At 58.0% G+C, this 6,153-nt stretch carries 5 protein-coding genes; all 5 read left to right on the forward strand.

Annotated features, from left to right (window positions below):
* Window positions 1–2 precede the first annotated feature (2 nt).
* Window positions 3–1,610 (forward strand): type VI secretion system protein TssA, encoded by a 1,608-nt coding sequence (tssA, locus tag CMQ96_RS21105; RefSeq protein ID WP_098067291.1) that lies wholly within the window; start codon window positions 3–5, stop codon window positions 1,608–1,610.
* Window positions 1,611–1,643: 33 nt separating this feature from the next.
* On the forward strand, window positions 1,644–3,413 hold the full coding sequence (gene tssF, locus CMQ96_RS21110; RefSeq protein WP_098067292.1) for a type VI secretion system baseplate subunit TssF: 1,770 nt from the start codon (window positions 1,644–1,646) through the stop codon (window positions 3,411–3,413).
* Window positions 3,377–4,459 (forward strand): type VI secretion system baseplate subunit TssG, encoded by a 1,083-nt coding sequence (gene tssG / locus CMQ96_RS21115; RefSeq protein WP_098067293.1) that lies wholly within the window; start codon window positions 3,377–3,379, stop codon window positions 4,457–4,459. Before tssF ends, tssG begins: the two co-directional genes overlap by 37 nt.
* A gap of 35 nt (window positions 4,460–4,494) precedes the next feature.
* On the forward strand, window positions 4,495–5,019 hold the full coding sequence (tssJ, locus tag CMQ96_RS21120; protein WP_049130571.1) for a type VI secretion system lipoprotein TssJ: 525 nt from the start codon (window positions 4,495–4,497) through the stop codon (window positions 5,017–5,019).
* Between the two features lie 4 nt (window positions 5,020–5,023).
* The coding region (locus CMQ96_RS21125) for a type VI secretion system Vgr family protein (RefSeq protein WP_141522401.1) at window positions 5,024–6,153 on the forward strand (1,130 nt) is incomplete at its 3' end.

A 6,153-nucleotide genomic window follows, 5' to 3' on the forward strand; every position in this document is an offset into this window, starting at 1 on the left:
GAATGAGTTCACCGGAAGATCTGTTAACTGCCTGCGCCACCAGCCTGGAAGAGAGGCAGCGCCTCATCTCCCGGGCAAATGACGCCCTGACACTCTGGGATAACTGGTTAAAACCCATCAACCCTGAAACGGAAGCGGGGGACGATCCTGCATACGATGATAATTTTCAGCTGATGCGTGAAGAGATTAATAAACTTTCAGGTACCGATTCAGCGCTGTTGTGCGAGCTGGCCCAGAAGTGTCTTTGCGAATGCGCCAAAGATATTCGTGTCGTGACCTGGTACGTACTGGCCCGACTCAGCCGCGACGGTGAAAAAGGGTTGTCCGAAGGCCTACTGCTTCTTGTCGCGATGCTGAACCGCTACGGGCAGACATGTCATCCCCAGCGTCCGGTTGCCCGTAAAGCTGCGCTGGGGTGGCTGAACAGTGCAAAAGTGATTGATGCACTGCTGTTATGGCCCGAGGTGGACCACAATGATGCCGGTCTGACGGCTGGCGCCATACACCTGCTTGAATCCGCCGTGGCTGACTTGCCGGAAGCGGAAAAACCGTCTTTTGCAGGGCTTTGTACCGCTCTTGAAAACCGCCTGGCACATTCAGGCGGCATGGAGGCTCTGGTTCCCCAGAACAGCAGCGCCCAGGAGCTCGGGCGTGAATCAACCCATTCAGATTCACCACAACTGTCAGCAGTGAAATCGGGCCGCGATCTACTCGACCAGGCAAAGTTACTTTCCCGCTGGCTGAGCGAACAACCCCAGGGCTGGCTGGCTTCTCACCGGCTGATAAAGACCGTGCGGTGGGATACGGTCGATCAGAACCCCCCACTCGACAGTAGTGGTCGTACCCGCCTGGTAGCGCCGAAACCCGAGTATCGTGCTCAACTTAAACGGCTATATCTTCAGAAAAACTGGACCGAACTGGTTGAGCAGGCCAGCCAGATGTATTGCGAAGGGGTCAATCATTTCTGGCTCGATCTTCAGTGGTACCTCTGGCAGGGGCTCAGCCATGCCGGTCAGCCCTGGGATACCTGGGCTGACTCCGTCCTGTTCGATCTGCGGCTGCTGCTTAAACGCCTCCCGGGCCTTGAAGGGCTGGCATGGAATGACGGCACCCCCTTTGCCGACGAAGTCACCACCGCCTGGATTACTGAAAAAGTAAATGAAGAAGGCCTGATGTACGGCGATGAACCCGCTACCGTTGTTAATGGTCAGGCTGATGATGTGCTGCTCCTTGAGCCCGAAGCTATGGAGAAGGGAGACACGGAAGGGCCAGAAGCGGCGCTTGCCTGGCTCCAGTCCCGACCGGGGATGGATACCCCCCGCCATCGCTGGCTGATACGCCTGCTGATGGCCCGGGTGGCCGAGCAGTATGGCCGAAACGATATGGCGCTTCATCTGCTTGGTGAACTCACTGCCCGTGCGCCACTGCTGACGCTGGGAGACTGGGAGCCCGCTCTGTTGTTTGAAGTCCAGGCCCGACGCCTGAAGCTGCTGCGCATGAAAGCCGGTCGCAGCGAATCTGATAAAGCCCGTCTGATGCCTGAGATGGATACGCTATTGGCGGGTCTGATCGCCATTGACCCGGCCCGTGCCATGGTGCTCTGTGGCTGATTTTCTCATTAACAATTTTCAGGAATGCCGTGCATGGATGATTTAACCCTGCGCTATTACGAAGCAGAGATGCGCTACCTGCGTGAGGCGGGTAAAGAGTTTGCCCGAGCTCATCCGGATCGGGCAGCGATGCTTAATCTGGATAAACCCGGCGCCCGCGATCCTTATGTAGAACGCCTGTTTGAAGGCTTTGCCTTCCTGATGGGCCGTTTGCGTGAAAAGCTGGATGATGACCTGCCGGAACTGACCGAAGGGCTGGTTAGCTTGCTCTGGCCGCACTATATGCGGACTATCCCGTCGCTGGCCATCGTCGAGTTCTCGCCTGACTGGCGCAGTCTGCGTCAGGCCGAAATGCTGGCGGAAGGTTTCTCCGTTTTGTCACGCCCTGTCGGGCCGCATAAAACAGCCTGCCAGTATCGGACCACCCGCGATGTGCCGCTACAACCGCTGCACCTTGCCGACGCCCGCCTGCACACAGAAAACGATGGCCGCTCTGCTATTCGCCTGCGCTTTGAATGCCCTGAAAAAGTGGACTGGAGTAAAGCCGGGATCGACAAAGTCGCCATTTTTCTTAACGCAGAAAGTCCGGTTAGCTCAGCGCTGCATCTGGCAATGACCCGTCGCGTCCACGCCATGTATGCGCGTCATGCCGGGACGCACACTGAACTTCATCAGTTTGACGGCTGGTGCAAACCCATGGGCTTCGATGACAATGATGGCCTGTGGAAGAAAGCCGATACTGCCTTCAGCGGTTATCAACTGCTGCTGGAATATTTCAGCTTCCGTTCGAAATTTATGTTTGTTGAGCTGCGCGGTCTCGACGCCATCGGGCTCACTACGGCCAGCACCTGGTTTGAAGTCGACATTGTGCTCAGTGAAGCCTGGTCATCCGATCTGCCTTTTGAGACAGAAAACTTCCGGCTGCACTGTGCCCCGGTCATCAATCTCTTTACCCTGGAAGCCGATCCGCTGACGCTTGACCCGCTGGATAACGAATACCTGCTCAGGCCGCTGCGTCTTCAGGATGGTCACACCGAGATTTACAGCGTCGATAACATCCATGGGGCGGTGAAGAATGGCAAACACCCCTATGTACCGTTCACCAGCTTCAGGCACCGGGGCGGTATGATGCGCCACGATGCCCCTGAACGCTATTTCCATACCCGCGTGAAACGCGGCCCCTCTGGCCTGTATGACACCTGGATAATTCTCGGGGGGCGCTCGTTCGAGCTGGAGCAGCTGTCCGAAAAGCCAGAATCCCTTTCGATGCGAATAACCGGTACCAACGGGCAGCTTCCGCGTAAGGCGCTGGAAAGTACGCTCCTGGACAGGGTGGTCAAAACCGGCAAAGTGCCCGTCAGGGTACTGAACGTCACAGCACCGACGATGCCGCTATATCCCCCTGCAAACGATCGTTTTCACTGGCGGGTGATGAGTCACCTCGGATCAAACTTCCTCAGCATGATGGACAATCCGGAGGTTCTGCGGGGAACGCTGGCGCTCTATGACTGGACCGACGATGAAATGAACCGCCGTCGGCTTGAAGCAATCGTCGCCGTGAAGCACACCCTGATCCGCCGTTTTGAGAAGGGCTTTATGCTCCGGGGCGTGGACATTGAGGTCACGCTGAATATGGATAATTTTGCAGGCGAGGGCGATGTGAATCTCTTCGGGGAGATGCTGCACCGGTTCTTCGCGCTCTATGCCGATATTCACCTCTTTAACCAGCTCACGCTGGTGCTGCAACCGACAGGGAAACGACTGAGATGGCGCGAGAATCACAGCCAGCACGTACCAGGCTGACGCTGGCCCTTAACAAAGATATCTGGCGGGCCAATTTTTATCGTTTCTGCCAGCTGCTGGAACAGGAAAATCCGGACGCGCCGAAAATGGGCACCACCAGCCATCCGGGCGACGATCCGGTACGATTCAGACCCTGGCCTGGTATGGGTTTCCCGGTCAGTACCCTGAAAGCGGTGGAGACCGACGAAGACCATCCGACATTACCCCCAACGGTCCGCACGACATTTCTCGGGGTGTATGGCGTGGACTCCCCTCTGCCGACATCCTACCTGGATGACATTGCGCAGCGCCGCGAAGGACATGAGGCGGTCACCTCATTCCTGGACATTTTCAGCCACCGGATCACCACGCAGTATTACCGGATCTGGCGAAAATACGCCTGGCCGGCGACCTTCGAGGCCGGTGGCCAGGATGCCACATCACAGTGTCTGCTGGGGCTGGTGGGCCTCGGTATACCGGGCACGGCGGAACATGTGGCAACCCCCGTTTCCCGTTTCCTGGCCCTGCTGGGCACCATGCGTTTGCCCACGCGCAATGCGGAAGGCATTCGGGCGCTGGTGAGCCTGCTGGCACCGTACACCCGGGCATTTATCACCGAACCCGATCCGGTTAAGGTCCATATCAATAATCGCAGTGGGTTGGGGGCCGAAAACCGCATCCGTCTTTCGCAGCGGGCCACGCTCGGCAAAACGGCAAAGGAAGCATGCAGCCGGGTACTGGTGAGCCTGGATACTGAGGATCCGCACGAGGCGGAAGGCTGGTTACCCGGTGGCGTCCTCCATACTGATTTGCTGGTCCTGCTGCGCGTCTATCTCGGCTACCGTAGCGACGCCCGACTGCGCCTCACCGTACCCGTGCGGTTGTTGCCTGAGCCCCGCCTTGGCAAAGGCAGGCGTATCCAACTGGGCCGTACCGGTTTGTTGGGTCTGAAAGCGGGCAAACTCAGCAATAGCCGGGAGAGTCTGACCGTCAGTCTGGGCTGTTATGAAGGGCTGCAATGTTCTGCGCTACCGCCCGCTGAAGACGGGCATTACCGCTTCGACTAATCACGTACTCCCACTTTCACTAAAGGAACTTTTGAATGGCAACAGTAACCCGCTGGTGGGCGCTGACGCTTATTGCCTGTGGTCTGCTCGCAGGCTGCGGTCTGACGCAGACCGTCACGGACGGTACGGTCAGCATCACGAAATCCCTCTTCTACAAGAAAATTAAAACACTGCATCTGGATTTTATCCCGCGCACGGCCATTAACGCCGATGGCGCACAGACGCCGCTGGCGACAATGGTGCGGGTTTATCAGCTCAGGGATCGTAAAGCGGTTGATGCCGCCGATTATCAGACGCTGCTGCGCAATGCCGATACGGTACTGAAGGACGACGTACTGGCGTCAAAAGAGCTGCTGGTGATGCCCAACGGCAGCGTGACGCTCAATATGCCTATGGATGAAAATGCTCAGTTCGTGGCGGTGGTGGGGCTGTTTAACCGGCCGGATCAGAAGGACAACCGCTGGCGCCTGGTACTGACCCGTGACGACCTCGACCCGGACAAACCCCGCACAATTGAACTGGGTGATGGCTGGCTCGGCCTCGTGCCGGTAAAGGAGTGACGTGATGGATAACAGGTCAGCGCTTTTTGACGGACAGACCCGTTACTTTCTGGATATTAATGACAGTTCGGTGAAGCCGGATGTTCTGCGCTTTCGTGGCAGGGAAGCACTGAGCGAGCCATTCAGATGGGATATCGAGTTCACTTCCCCGGAGGCGAACATCCCCCCGGAACAGGTACTGATGAAATATGCCTCTTTCCGGATGCGGAGCGGTAAAAGTGTTCACGGCATGGTGACCCGCCTGGAATGGCTTTCAACCTCAAACGACCAGTCCCACTACCGGCTTACGCTCAGTTCCCGCCTGGCGCTCCTGGGTTACACCCGACAGTGCGCGGTATATCAGAACCAGTCCGTTCCTGAGGTGGTTGAGCAGGTGCTGCGCAAACACGGACTTGAAGGCCCGGACTTTGAGTTTCGCCTGGAACGCACCTATCCGGCACGGGAGCTGATTACCCAGTGGCGGGAAACGGACCTGCAGTTCATCCAGCGGATTCTGTCGGAGGTGGGGATTTACTGGCGTACGGAGATGGACGACGTGCGTGGTCTGGATAGGTACATACTGGCCGACAGCCAGCTGAACTATCAGTTTGACGTGCGCCTGCCCTACAGCGAGCCATCGGGTCTGTTTGACGGCGCGGCAGAATCGGTCTGGGATGTCCGAACCTGGCACAACATCGCCATCGGCACCGTCGTCACGCGTGATTACAACTACCGGACTGCCAGCACGCCGATGGATGCGACGGTCAGCGTACGTAACGATGCGGTCACCGCCGGGGAGCATTACCGCTACGCCGCGCCTTATCGTGACGCAGGTGATGACGCCAGTCCGGAGCCGGAAACCGAATCTGGCGCGTTCTGGGCCCGGCTTCACCACGAGCGGGAGCTCAACAGGTCGGCCCGTATTCACCTGTTCAGCAACACCGCCCATCTCACGCCCGGGCAGGTGCTGGAGCCGCAGGGCGATGTCATTGCCGCCCTGAAAGAAGGCGTTATCCTCACCCTGGTGACCTTCCGGGGCGCCCGTGATTCCCGCCTGCATGTGTCAGTCTGGGGCCAGCCTTACACCGAACGTTACTGCTTCCGTCCGGTAGAGATCCCTCGCCCGGTCATCCCGGGTACGCTTCCGGCCCGGAT

This window comes from Klebsiella sp. MBT K-1, from assembly GCF_002556465.1.
GTDB lineage: Bacteria > Pseudomonadota > Gammaproteobacteria > Enterobacterales > Enterobacteriaceae > Klebsiella > Klebsiella grimontii.